The 18,092-nt window shown below is 53.2% G+C and carries 13 protein-coding genes and 1 riboswitch; of the genes, 6 read left to right on the top strand and 7 right to left on the bottom strand.

Features of this window, described 5'->3' with window-relative positions; all coding sequences use genetic code 11:
* Positions 1-29: 29 nt before the first annotated feature.
* The 3 genes from EDM21_RS19435 to EDM21_RS19425 form a co-directional block, all read right to left on the bottom strand.
* Positions 30-1,691 (bottom strand): glutamine--tRNA ligase/YqeY domain fusion protein, encoded by a 1,662-nt coding sequence (locus tag EDM21_RS19435; RefSeq protein ID WP_157338106.1) that lies wholly within the window; start codon positions 1,689-1,691, stop codon positions 30-32.
* A gap of 360 nt (positions 1,692-2,051) precedes the next feature.
* On the bottom strand, positions 2,052-5,270 hold the full coding sequence (locus EDM21_RS19430) for a S8 family serine peptidase (RefSeq protein ID WP_157338105.1): 3,219 nt from the start codon (positions 5,268-5,270) through the stop codon (positions 2,052-2,054).
* Between the two features lie 152 nt (positions 5,271-5,422).
* Positions 5,423-6,955 (bottom strand): NAD(P)H-hydrate dehydratase, encoded by a 1,533-nt coding sequence (locus EDM21_RS19425; RefSeq protein WP_157338104.1) that lies wholly within the window; start codon positions 6,953-6,955, stop codon positions 5,423-5,425.
* Positions 6,956-7,374: 419 nt separating this feature from the next.
* Between EDM21_RS19425 and EDM21_RS19420 the strand changes: the two genes are divergently transcribed.
* Positions 7,375-8,346 carry a MerR family transcriptional regulator gene (locus tag EDM21_RS19420; protein WP_157338103.1) on the top strand — a complete coding sequence of 324 codons (972 nt, stop codon included), beginning with the start codon at positions 7,375-7,377 and terminating at the stop codon, positions 8,344-8,346.
* A gap of 125 nt (positions 8,347-8,471) precedes the next feature.
* Positions 8,472-9,167, top strand: a complete 696-nt coding sequence (locus EDM21_RS19415) for a class I SAM-dependent methyltransferase (RefSeq protein WP_157338102.1) — start codon at positions 8,472-8,474, stop codon at positions 9,165-9,167.
* Between the two features lie 231 nt (positions 9,168-9,398).
* Here the strand turns inward: EDM21_RS19415 and EDM21_RS19410 are convergent, their stop codons facing one another.
* Both EDM21_RS19410 and EDM21_RS19405 read right to left on the bottom strand, forming a co-directional pair.
* Positions 9,399-10,841, bottom strand: coding sequence for an NAD(P)/FAD-dependent oxidoreductase (locus EDM21_RS19410; protein WP_157338101.1), 1,443 nt, complete (start codon positions 10,839-10,841; stop codon positions 9,399-9,401).
* Positions 10,842-10,919: 78 nt separating this feature from the next.
* Positions 10,920-11,019: riboswitch (purine riboswitch) on the bottom strand.
* Positions 11,020-11,197: 178 nt separating this feature from the next.
* On the bottom strand, positions 11,198-11,392 hold the full coding sequence (locus EDM21_RS19405) for a hypothetical protein (RefSeq protein ID WP_157338100.1): 195 nt from the start codon (positions 11,390-11,392) through the stop codon (positions 11,198-11,200).
* A gap of 212 nt (positions 11,393-11,604) precedes the next feature.
* On the opposite strand from EDM21_RS19405, the gene EDM21_RS19400 reads away from it, so the two are divergent.
* Positions 11,605-12,981 carry a peptide MFS transporter gene (locus EDM21_RS19400; RefSeq protein WP_157338099.1) on the top strand — a complete coding sequence of 459 codons (1,377 nt, stop codon included), beginning with the start codon at positions 11,605-11,607 and terminating at the stop codon, positions 12,979-12,981.
* A 65-nt stretch (positions 12,982-13,046) separates the two neighbouring features.
* The gene (locus EDM21_RS19395) at positions 13,047-13,670 is read left to right on the top strand and encodes a DUF3298 and DUF4163 domain-containing protein (protein WP_157338098.1); all 624 of its coding nucleotides are present in this window, start codon (positions 13,047-13,049) and stop codon (positions 13,668-13,670) included.
* Positions 13,671-13,944: 274 nt separating this feature from the next.
* On the opposite strand, the gene EDM21_RS19390 is transcribed toward EDM21_RS19395, so the two are convergent.
* Both EDM21_RS19390 and EDM21_RS19385 read right to left on the bottom strand, forming a co-directional pair.
* Positions 13,945-14,475, bottom strand: coding sequence for a helix-turn-helix transcriptional regulator (locus EDM21_RS19390; RefSeq protein ID WP_166542094.1), 531 nt, complete (start codon positions 14,473-14,475; stop codon positions 13,945-13,947).
* A gap of 79 nt (positions 14,476-14,554) precedes the next feature.
* Entirely contained in the window at positions 14,555-15,718 is a 1,164-nt protein-coding gene (locus EDM21_RS19385) for a YhgE/Pip domain-containing protein (protein WP_157338097.1), read from the bottom strand.
* Between the two features lie 297 nt (positions 15,719-16,015).
* On the opposite strand from EDM21_RS19385, the gene EDM21_RS19380 reads away from it, so the two are divergent.
* Entirely contained in the window at positions 16,016-17,353 is a 1,338-nt protein-coding gene (locus EDM21_RS19380; protein WP_157338096.1) for a condensation domain-containing protein, read from the top strand.
* A gap of 332 nt (positions 17,354-17,685) precedes the next feature.
* Positions 17,686-18,042, top strand: coding sequence for a group I truncated hemoglobin (locus EDM21_RS19375; protein WP_157338095.1), 357 nt, complete (start codon positions 17,686-17,688; stop codon positions 18,040-18,042).
* Positions 18,043-18,092 lie beyond the last annotated feature (50 nt).

Here is an 18,092-nt window from a genome sequence, read left to right as displayed (position 1 = left end):
GCAACAGCATATTGGAATTGCACAGTTCCTTAGATAACGAAAGAGCTTTTAAGAGAAACCGTCTGGTTGAAGACCGGCTTCTCTTCCGTTGTGGCTTTAGAATCGACGTTGAAGTAGCCGTGACGGAAAAATTGAAACTTGTCATTCGGAGCAACATCCTTCATATTCGGCTCCACAAAACCTTGCACCACTTCAAGCGAGTTCGGGTTGATCCGGTCAAGGAACGACTGCTCCTCTTCCGCATCTTCCTGTTTGGGGAGAACAAGCGGCTCATAGAGGCGGAATTCGGCCGGCAGCGCCTTCGTCGCTTCAACCCAGTGAATTGTGCCTTTTACTTTACGGCCTGTAAATCCGCTTCCACTCTTCGTCTCGGGATCATAGGTGCAGCGAAGTTCAATCACGCTGCCCGCTTCGTCCTTGATCACTTCCTCGCATTTGATGAAATACGCATGCTTGAGGCGTACTTCATTGCCGGGAAATAACCGGAAATATTTGCTCGGGGGATTTTCCATAAAATCGTCCTGCTCGATATAAATCTCACGGGAGAACGGAATTTGGCGGATGCCCATCTCCGGATTCTCGGAGTTGATCTCCGCATCCAGCATTTCGACTTGACCTTCCGGGTAATTGGTAATAACAACTTTGAGCGGCTTCAGCACGCCCATGGTGCGGGGTGCTTTCAATTTCAGGTCTTCCCGGATAAAATGCTCCAGGTACTTTACGTCCACGGTGCTGTCGCTCTTGGTCACACCAATTTCGCGGCAGAAATTGCGGATAGACTCCGGCGTGAATCCGCGGCGGCGGAGCCCCGAAACCGTCGGCATTCTCGGATCGTCCCATCCGTCCACGACACCTTCATCCACCATCTGCTTGAGGTACCTTTTGCCCATGATGGTATCAGTCAGTTTGAGCTTGGCAAACTCGTATTGATGAGGTACGTGTTCCGTCTCACACTCTTGGATCACCCAGTCGTACAGAGGACGCTGATCTTCGAATTCGAGCGTACAAATCGAGTGAGTGACCCCTTCATGGGCATCTTCGAGCGGGTGAGCGAACGCGTACATCGGGTAAATGCACCAGGTATCCCCGGTATTATGATGGTGTGTATGCGAAATACGGTAAAGGATCGGATCACGCAGGTTAATGTTCGGCGAACTCATGTCGATTTTGGCGCGCAGCACCATTTCACCGTCCTTGAACTCCCCTTTGCGCATCCGGTCGAACAGATCAAGACTCTCTTCCTCCGGACGGTTGCGATAAGGGCTTTCTTTGCCGGGCTGAGTCAGCGTGCCGCGGCTCTCGCGAATTTCATCCGCATTCAGCTGGCACACGTAAGCTTTCCCTTTACGAATCAGAAGCCGGGCTTTCTCATACATAAAATCAAAATAATCCGATGCAAAAAACAGGCCGTCCCACTCGAAACCGAGCCACTCGACGTCCTCCTTGATGGACCTTACGAACTCTGCGTCTTCCTTAATCGGATTGGTATCGTCAAATCGCAGATTCGTCTTACCGCCCAACTCATCCGCCAGCTCGAAATTCAGGCAGATCGATTTGGCATGACCGATATGCAGGTAACCGTTAGGCTCCGGAGGAAACCGGGTCACAACGCTGTTAACACGGCCTTCCTTGAGATCATCGGTCACGATGCTTTTAATAAAATTCGTGTTGATATTCGTCTTGTTCTCCATACGGATCAACCTTTCTGTATTAGCCGGGAATCGTTGTCGTGTTCCATTTTGGTATTTGTATTCCATCATACCCATAACAAACGGAGAGTTCAACCTGCAAAGAAGTTTCCCGTCCTCCTTTTTAGCAGCGTTTTCTGCGGCTTATGCACACACTTAGGGCACTTATTCCGCGCAATTCTTCTTCCGTTCTTCAAAAGAATCCCTTGTATCCGTTTCCTCCATGCTCAGCCCTCTCTCCTTTTATCCGTAAGCACAGCTCTTGCGTTAAGTTCGGGATGTAACTACATTCCTTATTGGTAAAAAAGAAAAAAGCCCGCCTCCCGTTTCAGGAGAAAGGCTTTGACCACATAGATTCCTCATCTAATCCGGGCGGCTGTCGAGCCTGTAAATGACACTTGCCGATTCGGCACGCGTAGCGCCCCCGAGCGGACGGAACGTGCCATTCTCGTAGCCGTCAATCAGTCCCAGCATGTGAGCTTGACGCAGAAACGGCACGGCCCAGCCGCCGGCGGACTGCTCATCCGCAAAGACCGCGTGCGGCGGTACGCCGATTGCAGCCGGATCCATCCCGCTGCGGTACGCATAGGCCCGCACCAGCATCGCGGCCATCTGCTCCCGGGTAATCGGGTCGTTCGGCGCAAACCGGTCATCGGTCACGCCGGAGACGAGTCCGGCCTTATAGGCCCGGGCGACGGCATCCGCGAACCAGTCCCGCTGCGCAACGTCCCGGAAAGCCTGGTTACTCTGTACCGGCGCTTCCGGGAGCTGGAGCATCCGTGCCAGCATGGCCGCAAACTGCGCCCGCGTCACTCCCGACTGAGGGACGAAACGGTTCTCGTCCATCCCGTCGACGATCTGCTTGGCAGCGAGCACTTCAACGGCTCTTCTGGCCCAGTGGCCGCTCATATCGAGGAATGTGCGGTTAACGGCAAAGACCGCTGCGTAGGTCAGTTCACTGACCGTAAAGGTGCTACGGTTGTCTGCATCATAGCCGGCTGTATAAGACCATTTCTGTTCGTCCGCCGAATACAGGAAGGTTCCCATCTTCTCCGGATCTGTCCCGGCGTCGGCAGGCTGATGAGCCATCGTGACGGTCATCGGCTTCTGAAGCTTGGCTATCTGGCGTTGACCCGCCGTAATCCCAATCTGCAGAAGAGGAGATTTCGGCGAACCTCCGACCGGATATGCCGTTGTCAGACTCTCGTTAGCGTGGGCCCGGACCAGGGATACGGTCACAGTCTCGTCCGAATCAACCCTCAGAGAGTCCGGTTCCAGACGGACAGACGCTTCATCGGTGATGATCACGACCGGCTTAGTCTGGCCGGCAGCGAACAACGCGGAAGGAAGTTGAACTTTAGTGCCCAGTTGAACGCCATCCTTAGCCGAAAGTGCCCGTATGCCGATTTCTTTAACCGCCGCATCCGTCAGCAGCGGCTGAATTTCACTGTCCGCGACTTTCAGTATAAGAATGGGATACCCGTTCTCCTGAACCAGTTCCGCATTGGCATTCACGAATCGCTCCGTACCCGCAGGCAGGGGCTGCAGGGTACTGCCGCCTTCGTTTGGAGCTGAACCGCTGCCACTGCCGCTTCCGCCCGTACCGGCCGTAATCTCATACCGGTAGGTCCTGACCTCGCTAACTGCGCCGCCCACAGCTGTCACGACACTGAGCGCCCGGCTTTGTGAGAGAACAAGCGGACCCGTGTACAAAGCCGACTGTTCCGTCGGAGCCGCGCCGCTTAACGTGTAATAAATCTTGGCTCCCGGCTCGGGTGAGGACAGGGAGACGGTCAGAGGACCGCTGTATGTCCCACCTTGTATGCTTGCGGCCGGAGCTGCGGGAGGCTTGGTAAAGATTGATTCCCCGCTTACCCACAGCGGAGTTAATTCATCATTATAAGCAGCGAGCAAGTATTTCCCGGATTTCTCAGGTTTATACGTAAAGCTGGCTTTACCCCCGCTCACCCTGAAAGATAACGTCCGCACAAATTGCGGCTGTCCGTTCCCGGACGAATAGGCAAACACATCTATTTTGCCAGAACCTGTTACGCTTGAGGCCAGAGTACCGTCCTTATTGACCAGACGGATATCTGCCGCCAGTTCACCTGCGGCATTGGCCATCGAGTTATTACGGGGCTCCAAGATCAGCCGCGGGGTCTCCATAGCTTTCTTCACATCGATAAGTCCCGATCCGAAAGTAGAGTCAAACCCGGGAGCACCGAGATCAGCCGCTGTTTCTGCGATAATCCTCGAAATCCGCTCACTTTTCTCCCCGGCCGGCAGCTTGCGCAGTCCGGGATCGGCTGCCAGAATAAGGGCGGCTAATCCGGAAACCATGGGGGCGGCCAATGAGGTCCCATTTTTATGCGTATACGCGTTTCCTTTGTCCGTGCTATTGATGTCTACACCTGGAGCGACAACGCTTAAGGCGTTGCCCGTGTTGGAGAAATCGGCCGCAATGAATTCGGTGTGCGGGTACCAGTCAACCGCTCCAACCGCCAGAACTCCCGGCAGACGGGCCGGAAAAGCAACATCCTTAACGAAACTGTGCGCCAGCGGATCGTCACTGCCTTTGATATGGTCGAGTTCGCCTGTATCGTTGCCGATCCAGTGGTTACTGTCGTTACCGGATGCGGACACCACGACAACGCCCTTCTGCAAGGCATACTGGATCGCTTCTTCCATGGCACGCGAACTGCTTGAAGAGGTTAAGCTCAGATTGAGCACGTCCGCTCCGTGATCCACAGCCCAGTAAATGCCCTCCGTTATAATATCGCTTCTGCCGAAACCTTCGCTGTCCAGCACCTTAACGGGCATAATCTTAGCACCGCTGGCAACACCGGCAATACCGATCTTGTTGTTCTTGAGAGCAGCCGCTATACCTGCTACATTCGTGCCGTGCCCATTATCGTCGCGGGTATCGGTGTTGTTACTGATGAGATTGTACCCCTCCATGCGGCTTTCTTTCAAATCATCATGAAAGGTATCTACACCCGTGTCAATCACGGCAATCACGGTACCTGCCATAGCTTCGTCAGTTGCAGGCGTACCCGCCAAATCCGCCTGAATAGCCCGGTACCACCACTGCTGTTCAATTAACGGATCACTCAGGTAGGTAGCGGCTTTGACAGGAACATCCACGGCTGCGGAATCCGTAGAAGCCCTGTTCGGGGCACCGGTTCCAGGTGTGATGCCTGCCGCATATACGGGATACACGGGTTCGACGTAATCTACATTAGGATCCTGACTTAGCTCTTGAAGGACGTCCGATACAGGTTCGCTTTGAGGAAACTCCATCGTTACAAGCCCTTTCGGACCTACGCGCTGTATGTATTTAGAATCGTGAGAGGCAGGTGCGCTTTTTTCAGCCAGACCCCGAATTCCCATGGAGTCAGCTGGCCGGCCGTCCTTGTATTTAACAAGCACTTGTCCGGGTATAGCCCCATCGGTTACGGCTTTTCGCTGATAGGTTAGGGGGGCTCCTTCTTTTTTGAGAGTAGGTGTTTCTGCTCCGTATGCGGATAATGGAAAAATACCAACTATCAGACAGACAACGATCATCAGACAACATTTACGCATGAAAAAACCTCCAAACCTCACATCACTAATCTCTAGTTTCATTCGCCCCTCCCCCGCAATATCCTGCTTTTCCCTCCACTTCTGTAAATTTCCGGAATAGTTCAAATTGAGAGAAAGATTAATAGAATATTAAATAGAGTAGAAAAAGGGCTTTAAGTTTCGGCCAGAATTTCTCGAAGAACGGCAGGAATGCCCTCAATCACATCGGATGCCAGCACATCCAGCAGCGAATGACTCCCGGCCGTCAGCAATTCAGCACTCCGGCCATGCACGAACACGGCGTTGCTGATCGCCTCCATGGGACTTGCGTGCTGCATCAGAAAAGCCGTGATGATACCGGTAAGCACATCACCGGAACCTCCCTTGGCGAGGGCGGCGTTGCCTGACGTGTTCACGTGCTGGGTACCGTCCGGGGCCGTCACGATCGTGTAGGGTCCCTTCAGCACGATATAGGCGCCGGTGTCCGCCGCCAGCCGTGCAGAGACGCCGAAACGGTCGAGCTCCACTTCCTCGGTCGTGCGGCCTGTCAACCGGGCCATCTCGCCCGGATGGGGAGTCAGCACCAACGGCCGGCTCCGCTGCCGGAGAAGCGGCAGCAGATCCGCCGCGTGGAACAGCGCATCGGCGTCCAGGACGACTACAGTCTCCTGGCGCAGCACCTGCTCTACGACAGTCCGGGCCCCCCTCGTCCTGCCGAGTCCCGGGCCGACTGCAATGGCATTGAAGTCACCGGCCGCTTCAAGCGGCAGCTCGTCCCGAAAGAAGCCGTCTTCCGAAGATGGCGATGGCATATACATCGCTTCGGGGTACTGCCCGGCCGCGATGGCGTGGACCGCATCCGGCAGCGCCGTCGTGACGAGGCCCGCTCCGCTGCGCAGGGCTGCTCTCGATGCGAGCACCACCGCGCCCGGCATCGTCCGGGAGCCGCCTGCCACCAGGGCGCGGCCATGCGTGCCTTTGTGCGAAGCGTCTGTCCGGCGGGGCAGCGTTCGCCGCACATCCGCCAGGCTCCATGTGCTTCGGCGGCTTGTAAGCCCGGCGGCGGCAGCCGGCGGAATGCCAATATCGGCGATAATTCTCTCGCCGTAATACGAAGCAGCCGGGTGCGTGAACGCCCCCAGCTTGGGGTACTGGATCGTGACGGTCGCATCCGCCCGCACGACCTTCTCCACAGCGCCGCCGTCCGCCGGTACGCCGCTTGGCAGATCAACCGCGTACACGGCTGCGCGCCGGGCATCGAGTCTGGTGATCAGCGTGCGGTACGGTTCGCGCAGATCGCCTTGGGCGCCGATCCCCAGCAGCGCATCGACGATGACCGATGCCTGCTCCAGCTCCCGGTCCAGCAGAGCTTCCTCCTCACCGTAATCGCGGAAATCATATCCTGACTTCTCATATACGTTCAGGGCAGCTGCGGCGGCCCCTCTCAGCTTGTTCTTGGGCGGCACAAGCCACAGCTCGGCGCTGCGCCCATGACTCTTCAGCACGCGCGCGATGACGATGCCGTCTCCTCCGTTATTTCCCGCTCCCGCCAGCACGACAATCCTCGCCTCAGCCGGAAACCGGTCCATAAGCACACGGGCCACCGCTTGCCCGGCACTTTCCATCAGCGTGTCCTCACCGATTCCGATCTCATGAACGGCTCTACGGTCAATCTCATACATCTCTTCAGCGGTTACAATTCGCATCTGATTGCATCCCCTTTCACCTTTCAGGCAAAGAAGCCGTCTTTTTATGGCGCCCGATCATAACGTTGTGAAATCTTACTTCGTTCTGCTTTTCTGTTCTGCTTTTCTGTTCAGCCTATCACTTGTTACTACCATAAATCCCGTATCGTGAATGAATTCTTCCTGCCAGCCCGCTATCTTACTGCAAGAAAATCAAAGGAGAAAATTATTTATCCGCTCGCAGCGTTGTCAGAAGTCCGTAAGAATCTCCGCGCCCCTATTGTACTGCGAAATCCCCGGTTTCGCCTGCATCTTTTTCCTATGAGTCTAGTGATGAGCATATGAGCCTGGTAGATCCCCTTCTTGTTGTCGTCACAAAAATACTTTACCTTTACGTAACGGAAAGGTTTACGATAAACAAAAAAACAAGGAGCATATCCATGCAAATTAAGGATGCCGCCCAGCGTCTGGGAATTTCTACGCGTACGATCCGTTTTTATGAAGAAAAGGGGCTGATTTCACCTGCCAAGTGCGGCCACAACGGCTACCGGACTTTTACGGAAAGGGAATTGTGGCGGCTTCAGACGATCGTTGCCCTGCGGGAATCCGGTATGACGCTCAGCGACATTCAAGGAGCTCTGGATAAGATCGAGTGCGGCGATCATGACGAGTTGCTTCATTATCTGGAACTTCAGCGGGCCGTACTGTTCGGGCAGTGGCTCGATACGCGGCACACACTGGACACGACGGATCATATGATTCATCTGCTGCAGCAGAACCGTTCAATGCCTCTTGATGATTTCTACCGGCTTGCGGCCAACTCCAAATCTCAGAGAGAATTGCGGCTGAATTGGCGGGATGCCTGGAACTTCGACCAGCTTGCTTCCACCCATGATGAGCGTGTGTACGGCGGGGACACCGAGTACCCCCACTACAGCCAAGCTTTGCAAGAACTGGTTAAGGAAATAAATCCGAAACCTGGCGAACACGGGCTTGATCTGGGCACCGGTACGGGCAATCTGGCAGGGCTGCTGCAGAATACGGGCGCTGTCGTTGCCGGGGTCGATCAATCCAGGGAAATGCTCCGCATCTGCAGAGCCAAGTACCCCCGCATGACTACCAAAATCGGCAACTTTCTCGCGGTCCCCTATACGGACGGGCAGTTCGATTTTGTTGCGTCGAGCTTTTCTTTTCATCATTTGTCCGATAAGCAGCAATTGCTTGCCCTGGCGGAAATGGACAGGGTTCTCAAACCGCAGGGCCGGATCGGTTTAGTCGATCGGACGTCTGTCATCCGCGGAGCGGAAACGGCGCTGCCCGGTTATCTCGGCTGGTTCGGTCCCCATGGATTCGATTATCGCTGCCGTGAACTAACGCCGGGACTGGTCCTGGTTGTTTCCCGGAGGCTTTAGTAACATTGTCCGGCCCATTACAAACCATCTTGAGATCAAACGTAAATAACTATTGACCTTCACGCTGCGTAAACCTCTATCGTAGAGCTATCTTCTTCTCTACTATACAAGCGAGGGTGGGTCTCATGCCAAATCATACCGAAATTTACAAGAATGGTGCTTTACAATACGACCTGATGATCTCTAAGCAGCAAAGTCTCGCAGACATCATTGCGCATATCCGGCCCTATGCCGGCCTGGATATCGTAGATCTGGGCGCCGGGACCGGCAGATTAACAAGCATACTTGCCCCTGCAGCCCGTTCCATCCTGGCGCTGGATGCTTCTGCCGCTATGCTGGATATTACCTCCCGCAAGCTGGAAGGTGCAGGGCTTGCTAACTGGAAGTGCGCCGTCTGTGATCTCCGGCAGCTACCCCTCAGCACCTCCTCCGCCGATCTGGTAGTAGCCGGCTGGAGCATGTGCTACCTCACGCATTCGGGCGTGCAGGACTGGCAGGACAACTTGCGCCGGATCATAGGCGAGATCATCCGAGTACTGCGTCCCGGCGGGACCGCTATCGTGTTTGAGACAATGGGCACGGGTGCCAGGACGCCTGATCCGCCCGAATCACTGAAACCGTACTACGCCATGCTTAGCGAAGAATTCGGGCTGTGCCATGACACGTTCCGGCTCGATTATCACTTCGACAGCCTGGAGCAGGCCGAAGAGCTGACCTCTTTCTTCTTCGGGGACGAACTTGCGGCTCGTGTACGGCGGGAAGGGCTCTCTCAGCTGCCGGAGTGCGCCGGAGTCTGGTGGCTGCATGTCCCGCTTGCCTGATTCAGCATTCCGTACCATCGGCCGATGGGGCTTGGAAGCTATCTTTAAGAGACTAGGCGCCCATTAGCCTTTCCTGGTGATTCGTTTATGTATTAGACGCTTCATCCTTCATTTTTGTCTCATTCAAAAGCAAAAAAAGACCCTGACAACCGGAATGGCTCCGGTTTGTCAGGGTCCTCTTTTGCACCATGTAAAGACTGCGGAACATACGAATCGCGGGACCGCCGTATATTACCGGCTGACGATACGGTCGGTAATGGCTCTGGCAATCCAGACACCGGCTGCGCCGGCTTGGGCCAGACCGCGTGTTACGCCGGCACCGTCGCCGCCGCAGAATAAGCCTTCAATCTCTGTTTCCAGCTGCTCTGTCAGCTTGGGACGGGCTGAGTAGAATTTTGCCTCCACGCCATAGAACAGCGTGTGCTCGGAAGCGATACCCGGCGTTACTTTTTCCAGTGCCTCCACCATCTCCACCAGGCTTTTCATCGTGTTGTAAGGCAGCACAAGCCCGAGATCTCCCGGCACGGCTTCCTTCAAAGTCGGCTCCAGGAATCCCTCTTTGATCCGGGCTTCCGTGGATCTGCGTCCGCGTACGATATCCCCGTACTTCTGAACGATGATGCCACCGTTGGACAAATCGTTCGCGCGCTGGCAAATTTCACGGGCATACTCGTTCGGCTTGTCGAACGGCTCCGTGAACTGGTGGGAGACGAGCAGCGCGAAGTTCGTGTTCTGCGACCCGAGTGCGGGATCTTTGTAAGCATGGCCGTTTGCAGCCATAACGCCGCTGTGATTCTCTACCACGACATGGCCCGAAGGATTGCTGCAGAATGTACGCACCCGTGTGCCGACGGATGTATTATAGATGAATTTACCCTCGTATAAGTGCTTGTTGATCTCCTGCATGACTACATCGGATGTCTCGACCCGTACGCCGACGTCCACCTGATTGTTGTACATTTTCAGCTTCCGCTTGCGCAAAATGGTGGTCAGCCAGGCCGAACCGTCCCGTCCCGGAGCGACAACGACCGAATCCGCTTCGATTTCTTCGCCGTTGTTCAGAACGATCCCGCTCACTTTGTAGCCGTCCGGGCTCTTGGTTGTGAGGATATCGGCCACTTCGGTCTTGAACCGCATATCAATCTTCGTCTTCAGATACGTGTTGATGTCACGCATAATCTCCAGATTCTGCTCGGTACCCAAGTGGCGTACCTGCGCCCTCAGCAGCTTAAGTCCGGCTGCATACGCCCGGCTTTCGATACCGGCCACCACATCTGTGAGGGGATCTGTCAGTGTCTGCTGAGCCCCATGCTGCAGGTTAATGTCGTCGACGTACTTGATTAGCTCCAGCACCCGCGAAGGTGCCAGATAATCGGTCAGCCATCCGCCGAATTCAGTGGTAATGTTGAATTTGCCGTCGCTGTAAGCACCTGCTCCGCCGAACCCGGCTGTGATCGAACACGCCGGGATGCAGCCCGCGAATTCTTTGCGGCCTGCCGCAGGCGGACAAAGTTTGATTTTCTCCTCCAGAATCGGGCAGCTTCTGCGGTTGATGTCATGGCCCTTGTCTACAAGCAGCACCTTCAGATGCGGCGCTTTCAATGAGAATTCATAAGCAGCGAAAATCCCAGCGGGTCCAGCTCCAACAATAATCACGTCGTATCGGTTATTCATTATTTTATCCCCCAGTGAGTGCGAATGATTGCTAGTTCCGGGCCATTTACGCGCAAAAAAACCCGGCCTGCGAATGGTACGGAAAATCCGTCCATTCGTAGCCAGGAATTATCGGTTCCTTGTAGAGACCTCCGGCCCTTATTGCCGAAGATATACGAATAGGTGTCTTATAAAGTTCAGTTATACGTTGTAGGTTCTCAATAGCATAGTGTTGGGCAGGGCAAGGAATATCCCCTTAGGTAGATTATCGAATTTAGGCTCCATTGTCAAGAAAAGCTTCTTTAAATATTCGGTTTTTTTTATTTATTGATGCCAATTTTATAGAATACACAAAAAATACCCCCAAAAACCGAACATTAAATACCGGACAAGATATAGAAAGCCGATCCCCACATGACTATGGCGGGGACTTTGTTCAGCCAGATAATGAGTCTGCCCGAGCCTCCAATTCTGCCCGTCAAGCCCCCCAGCAACAGGTTAGGAGTGCGGCTCATGACCGATATAGACTGGATGCGGCAGCCATCTCCGAATTTCCTATGCGTTTGCTTCACTCGATGAATTACATACGGGACTGCGTACGCTTGCTTCACTGATCCGGGATGGCTAAATAGGGCGCAGACGATTTGGATAATAATTGAATCCCAGCATGCAATTGACTGATTAAAAACGTGCACAAAGGGGTTAAACTATCGGGTGGCGACTTTGCTCATTTCTTCGGAATAAGTTGTCCGCAAGATCAGAGATTCTAAGGGGGAGCAGCAGGATGGCAACTACACATGAGGCAGCGGGACAAACTAAAAAACATCCTCCGGGTTTGTATTTGCTTTTTCTGACCGAAATGTGGGAACGCTTCAGCTACTACGGCATGCGTGCCCTGCTCGTACTTTATTTAACGGCTTCCTTGGTCAGCGGGGGCCTCGGCTTCGAGGAGCAGACCGCTTATATGGTTTACGGTATCTATACGGGTGCTTGTTATTTCACCCCCACTATAGGCGGCTATCTATCCGACCGCTTCCTCGGGAGACGTATGGCCATTACGATCGGCGGCGTAATCATGGCCATCGGTAACTTCCTGCTCTTTGCGGAGCAGAGCCAGTGGGGACTGTATACGGGTCTGGCTCTGCTTATTATCGGAAACGGCTTCTTTAAGCCGAATATTTCGACGCTGGTGGGAGAGTTGTACAGCGAGAACGACAAAAGGCGGGATTCCGCTTTTACAATTTTTTATATGGGGATTAACCTGGGGGCGCTCTTTGCTCCGCTTCTTACCGGATATCTGGCGGAAGACCTCTTTAAGACCACGGTAGACGGAACCATTCACTACGGCTATCGCTACGGTTTCCTTGCCGCATCTCTGGGCATGGTGTTGGGACAGGTGATTTTCACCTTGTTCAGCCCCCGTTACCTCGGGAATATCGGCAAAGAACCTGTCGGAAAAGCGGCTTCGGCCGACGGCAGCAGCCAGACGTCCAAGACCCCGCTCACCCCTCTGGAGAAGCGGCGTACGGCCGTAATCGTGATTCTGGCCAGTTTCGTCGTCTTTTTCTGGGCCGGTTTCGAACAAGCGGGCAGCTCGCTGACGATTTATACGAACCGGTTTGTGGACCGGGAAGTATTCGGAATGGAAATTCCGACCTCCTGGTTCCAGTCCGTCAATCCGTTCTTCATTATTCTGCTGGCTCCGCTGGTGTCCATGCTGTGGACAAGACTGGCGCGTTCCAAACGCGGCGATCTGAGCGTGCCGGTCAAAATGGCAATCGGGATGATCATGCTCGGACTCGGCTATATGGTTCTCCTCACTGCCGTCTCTCAGACGGGTGAAGATCCCGAATCCGTGCAGCGACGGGCCAATCTGCTGTTCATCGTCTTCACCTACTTGTTTCACACGCTAGGGGAATTGTTCTTATCCCCGGTCGGACTATCCATGGTCAGCCGTATTGCACCGGCCAAGCTTGCTTCGCTTCTTATGGGTGTCTGGCTCGCGAGCACAGGAGTAGCGAATATTCTGGGAGGACAGCTTGCTTCCTTCACAAAAACACTCGGGTACTTCGAAGTGTTTGCCCTCATCGGAACCATGGCGATTGTACTCGGAAGTATCCTTCTCGTGTTTAGCCGCAAGATTACGAGACTCATGGATTAGTCTTCTAAATTCCATCCGGCTGCAATAGGCTGTAGCAATACGGCAACCGGAAAGGAAGAAGGCTAATGGCTCTTTTCGAGCTTCCCGTGCACATACAGAGCGAATCCGTGTCCTCTCCCGGCGTTACGATTTACTATCCCCGCGTTACCGGCCTTAAACCTGTACGCGTGCAGAACCAGATCAACCAGAAGATCACCGGGATAGTGACATCGCTGGCTCAGGAACAAAAGAAGTACCAGACCGGTACATTCAAGGAAATGATCGGTCACTACGAGTTGAAAAACAATCAGAGAGGACTGCTCAGCTTCATAGCTAGCAACTATGCTTATTCCTCTCCGATGGCTCACGGTTACACGGTGGCAGATTCTCTGTCACTGGATGTGATTACCGGCAAGGAGTACAGCCTCGCCGATTTATTTAAGCCCGGAAGCGACTATGTAGAAGTTTTGTCTAAACATGTAGCTGAACAGATCAGGCAAAGGCAAATCCCCCTGCTTGATAAGTTCGATTCGATCTGGCCTGATCAGTCCTACTATCTGGCGGACAAATCGCTCGTGTTGTACTTCCGGTTGTACGAAATCACTCCCTATTATGTCGGTTTCCCGATGTTCCCTATCTCGGTCTACGACCTGCAGAACATCGCAGCGCCAGACGGACCGCTTGAGAAACTGGCAGCGGATTTGGCTTAAATCATCCGGCTGTTCCGCCGGTGAATCCTCAGGCCACGATGAGACCCGGCTCAGATTGGGGACATCGGCCCAGTAACAGGCGATTTCTCGCAGACAGGTCCCACTCCCAGCGAGCGTGCAGACATAACAAAAAGGCAGTCTGAATGTACATTCAGACTGCCTTTTTTGACCCCTTGTTCCCACCGGATGGAGGAACATCACGCATCACATAGGCCGTCCCTGCAGCGCTATCCTCGCGATATTCTTCCCGAAGCCGAATGCGGACCGCCCCGTCCTACTGTTTCGCATTCTTCACATGTACAAGCAGCTTCTCCAGCCAGTCCAGCTCAAGCTTGATCCGGCTGAGCGTGTGCTCCTGGATCAGATGAATGATCGGGGGCGATTCGTCCCGGATGGTTACCCAGATCTCGTCATGATGCTGAATTTTCCCCTGCAGTTTCTCAATGCCTTCTTCAATAAGAAAAGCCAGCTTGTTCGGGTCTGCATGTTTAATGAACAGGGCAGCCGAATACAAAGATTCAACATCGGTAAAATTTTTAAACTTCGTATAAATTTCCTGCTCCAGCGCTTGACGCCCCGCATCCGTAATGCCATACGTGGTTTTCTGCGGCCGGTTCTCGTCCCGCGTAACCTCGATTTTCTCAATGTACCCTTTTTTCAGCAGCGCATCAAAATTGTAGTACAAGGTTCCATCGTTTATCTTCTGGATTTCGTCGATATTTTTCCGTTTAAACATTTTTTTGATGTCATACGGATGATGGTTGCCTGCGCATAGGACTCCCAGAATAAACACTTGAAGTGACACTTAAAGTCCCTCCTGTAGAAGCATATCGAGAGAGCCGGTCACAACACGGACTCCCTACCCTAGTGTACATCAAAATGCCTCAGGAAGCAGTATCCGTAACGACTGCGGGCTTGCGGAGAGCTTTGGCGTTCTTCAGCGTATAAATACCGGTTCCGACCAAAAGCGAAATAACGGCCATAAGAGCGAGTCCCAGCAAATGGACACCCGCCTGTCCCCCTCCGAACAGAATGCTGAAGCTGGTCTGAACACTGTAGAACATCACGGAGACATAGCTCAGTGCTTTGAAAAGCCCCGGCATCATATCCTGCGTCATTACGGCACCGCTGCTGATCGTTTGCATAAGCAAGAGCGTGATGTTGACGAAAATCGCTTTGTCGCCGAGCAGCAAACAGAAAATCGACATAAACTCAATAGCGGCAAACATTTCTAGTGCTTGAAGCATCCAAGCTTTCATAAATATTTCCCCGCCGAAGCCGCCCTGCACCAGGAAATAAATCGTTAATCCGACTACCGGAACTACCAGCGACACCAGGGCATTGATGCCTTGCGCCGACCAGAATGCCTGCCAAGTGCCGAGTTCCTTCCTGCGCGCAAGAGTCGCCCCGACTACCAGCATAGAGAAAATCATCGCACCTACATAGCTGACCATCGATAAGAAGAATGGAGCCATCTGGTTATGCATGCCCGCGGGCACTTCGTTGCTGTTGATTACATTGGCGGCCAGCTTGGCCGGAACCTGTTCCGAGAGCTGTTTGGCCTGTTCTTCCGGCACGTTCATTCCCTGTAGAATTCCCTGCACACCTTGGACAGCGAACTGTTGGTTAAGGCTCCCCGTAATTTGCGAAACCACCTGCTGCATGGTGCTGGTCACCATCGCGGGGTTGGACTGGTTAATCAGGAAATCCATCTTAACCTGCTCTCCCTGCTTCGAGAGCTGCTCCGTGAAATTTGCCGGGATGTGGACAATCATATGAGTCTTGCGGTCATTCAGTTCTTCTTTGGCCTCAGCAAGAGAAGAATCACTAGTTATTTGAAATGGAAGCTGCTTCTGCAGCTGTTCTGCAATGTCTTTGCCGGCCTTTGTATCTTCATTCACAATCGAAACGGACAATTGATCTATATTCTTGGGTACCGCGCTGTATCCATACATAAACACGCTGATGAACACAATTTGGTAGAACAGCGCCATAACAATGCCGCCAATCACACTCTTATCTTTTAGCAGGGTAACAAAACTTTTCATATACGGTCCACCTCTATACGGATTTTATAATACAATTTAATTACTCTAAACAAAGTAATCTGATTAGAAATATTACTCTCTTTCAGATCCTCTTGTCAACTCTTTCTCATGAACTCGTATTTCGTTTCCTATTACTGCCAGCCAAAAAAATTCTAACGATATATTCTCCTGACTGCCCAATTACAAACAAATCAGCATTTCGTTTAATTTTAATTGACTATTTTATAAACTATTTAATATAATGTTTGGTATATAATAAACATAAATAATTTTTGTTTATAAAAAGGAGTTTTTCCCATGTCGCTTACCATTAATGATTGTGATAAGAATTCTTTGCCTTCACGTTATCCCGCAACTCCTTCCGATCTATTTAATTACATAGCGAGCTATCACGTTTCAGACCAGGTAATCGGATACGTGCTGCACTTTAAGCAGCGGATTAATCTGCTTACTCTGGAAAAAGCGATGAAAATCACCGTTCAACTGGAACCGGTTCTCGGCTGCCGGTTCGTTGAAGACCCGCTCCAGCCCTATTGGCAGGTCCGTGATGATGCCGAAGATTTGCGGCTTTGTACACTTCTGGAGCTTGCAGCCGGTGAAAGCAGCCAGTCAGCCGTCTGCGCTTATTTCACCGAAACGTTCGACCGCCAGCACAGCCCCCTCGTCCAAGCCCGGCTCATCCGCGGTAAGGAAGATACGCTTTGCGTGAAGATTTTCCACGCCTGTTCGGACGGTGCCGGCCTGAAAGCATACATCGCCCTGCTCGCGGAAGTCTACTCCGGCCTTGCCGCAGAACAGTCCGGCACTGAACCGCGGCTGGCAGAAGCGCGCGGCAAATGCCGTGATCACGGGCCGCTGTTCAGCACACTCGGCATCCGGGACATCCATGCGGCTTTCGATCCCGGACAGATGAAACAAGCCGCTTGGATGTTTCCTTCGCTGCCGGGAGAGCTCGCCCGGCCTCGTGTAGCCATACGCCAACTCGAGGGTGAGCGGCTGGAGCGCATCTATGCCTATGCCAAGAGGCACGGGGCCACAGTCAACGACCTGCTGTCCGCAGCGCTGTTCCGCGGACTGCTGCGGACAGCCGATTATGACCGCAGCCTCCCGCAGACGGCAAGCGTCACCGTTGATCTGCGCCGGTTCCTTCCCTCCGGGACAATGGCTGCGGTCAGCAATCTGTCCGGGATGGGCTACCTGACCCTGGAACATTGCGAATCGGAGCCATTCGCAGACACACTGCTGCGCGTTTCGGGCCAGCTCACGCAGTGGAAGCAGAACCTGCCGGGTATCCAGACCGCGATCTCCATGGAGTTGATCGCCCAGGCCGGGTACGCAGGGGCTCTGCAGTGGCTCGGCGAGCAGGCACGGCAGGGAGCAAGCTCGGGCAGAGCGATTCCCGGCCTCACTAATTTCGGCAGACTCTCCGCGTCTGCGGTCTCCTTCGGATCGGCGGAAGCCTACCGGGCCTATATGCTCTCGCCTGTCCAATACGCGCCTAACTTTGCGCTCGGGGCCAGCACGTACCGGGATGTTCTTACTCTGACCATCGGATACTATGAATCCGCGACAAGCACCCGGGCGGTGGAGAGCTTCCTCGACGATATGACAGAAGAACTTGCCGCGCTTCGTTAATCCGCCGAATTCCTGAGAGATTACATGGCTTTAGGCTTCTCTCCTTGCGTGGTTCCCACGTAAGAAGGAGAAGCTTTTTTGATGCGAAGTTAAGATTTTCTTTTCAATAATGTACGCGCTTGGTTTCTATGGCCGGGTTGCGGGTAAATTTGTGAGGATGAACTTGTACAGAGTTACGGGACGGAACACACCCGCAGCCGGGTTAGTCCGATTTGTATCCGCGGTAAGATTGGATTGTCGGAGAGTTGCATTATTTTGCAGACAGCGGATCATGAGGAGTAAGATTAAGAATAGTCCATACTATAAAAAACTGAATAAAGGAGGAATTGATTATGAAAGATTCTTTGTACCAAAAGCTTGGAGGTAAGGAAGCGATAGCGCAGGTGGTGGAGGATTTTTATAAAAGGGTGTTGGCAGATGAAGCGGTGAATTCTTATTTCCTGCACACGGATATGGACAAGCAGCGCCGCCATCAGACCGCTTTTATTTCTTATGCGCTAGGGGGGGCTGTTTACAGCGGAAAATCTATGGCGGAAGCCCACAAAGGAATGAACCTGCAGCCGCAGCATTTTGGCGCAATTGTAACTCATTTGAAAGCGTCCTTGAAACATTTGGGGGTCGGTCAAGAGGATATCGAACAGGTCGTAAGTACCGTCGCGACGCTCCAAGACGATATTCTATACAAGTAAGAAGAAGCCAAGAACAATTAGGGGTTATTCGCTGCTGTTTCTGGGCACTA

Source organism: Paenibacillus lutrae, from assembly GCF_009757775.1.
Lineage (GTDB): Bacteria > Bacillota > Bacilli > Paenibacillales > NBRC-103111 > Paenibacillus_F > Paenibacillus_F lutrae.
This window is presented reverse-complemented; position numbering and strand designations above follow the sequence as displayed.

Excerpts from the sequence above, each read along its gene's own strand:
- EDM21_RS19400 (WP_157338099.1), top strand. The coding sequence starts at position 11,605 with ATGGCAACTACACATGAGGCAGCGGGACAAACTAAAAAACATCCTCCG.
- EDM21_RS19385 (WP_157338097.1), bottom strand. The coding sequence starts at position 15,718 with ATGAAAAGTTTTGTTACCCTGCTAAAAGATAAGAGTGTGATTGGCGGC.
- EDM21_RS19420 (WP_157338103.1), top strand. The coding sequence starts at position 7,375 with ATGCAAATTAAGGATGCCGCCCAGCGTCTGGGAATTTCTACGCGTACG.
- EDM21_RS19425 (WP_157338104.1), bottom strand. The coding sequence starts at position 6,955 with ATGCGAATTGTAACCGCTGAAGAGATGTATGAGATTGACCGTAGAGCC.
- EDM21_RS19415 (WP_157338102.1), top strand. The coding sequence starts at position 8,472 with ATGCCAAATCATACCGAAATTTACAAGAATGGTGCTTTACAATACGAC.
- EDM21_RS19430 (WP_157338105.1), bottom strand. The coding sequence starts at position 5,270 with ATGCGTAAATGTTGTCTGATGATCGTTGTCTGTCTGATAGTTGGTATT.
- EDM21_RS19375 (WP_157338095.1), top strand. The coding sequence starts at position 17,686 with ATGAAAGATTCTTTGTACCAAAAGCTTGGAGGTAAGGAAGCGATAGCG.
- EDM21_RS19395 (WP_157338098.1), top strand. The coding sequence starts at position 13,047 with ATGGCTCTTTTCGAGCTTCCCGTGCACATACAGAGCGAATCCGTGTCC.
- EDM21_RS19435 (WP_157338106.1), bottom strand. The coding sequence starts at position 1,691 with ATGGAGAACAAGACGAATATCAACACGAATTTTATTAAAAGCATCGTG.
- EDM21_RS19380 (WP_157338096.1), top strand. The coding sequence starts at position 16,016 with ATGTCGCTTACCATTAATGATTGTGATAAGAATTCTTTGCCTTCACGT.
- EDM21_RS19410 (WP_157338101.1), bottom strand. The coding sequence starts at position 10,841 with ATGAATAACCGATACGACGTGATTATTGTTGGAGCTGGACCCGCTGGG.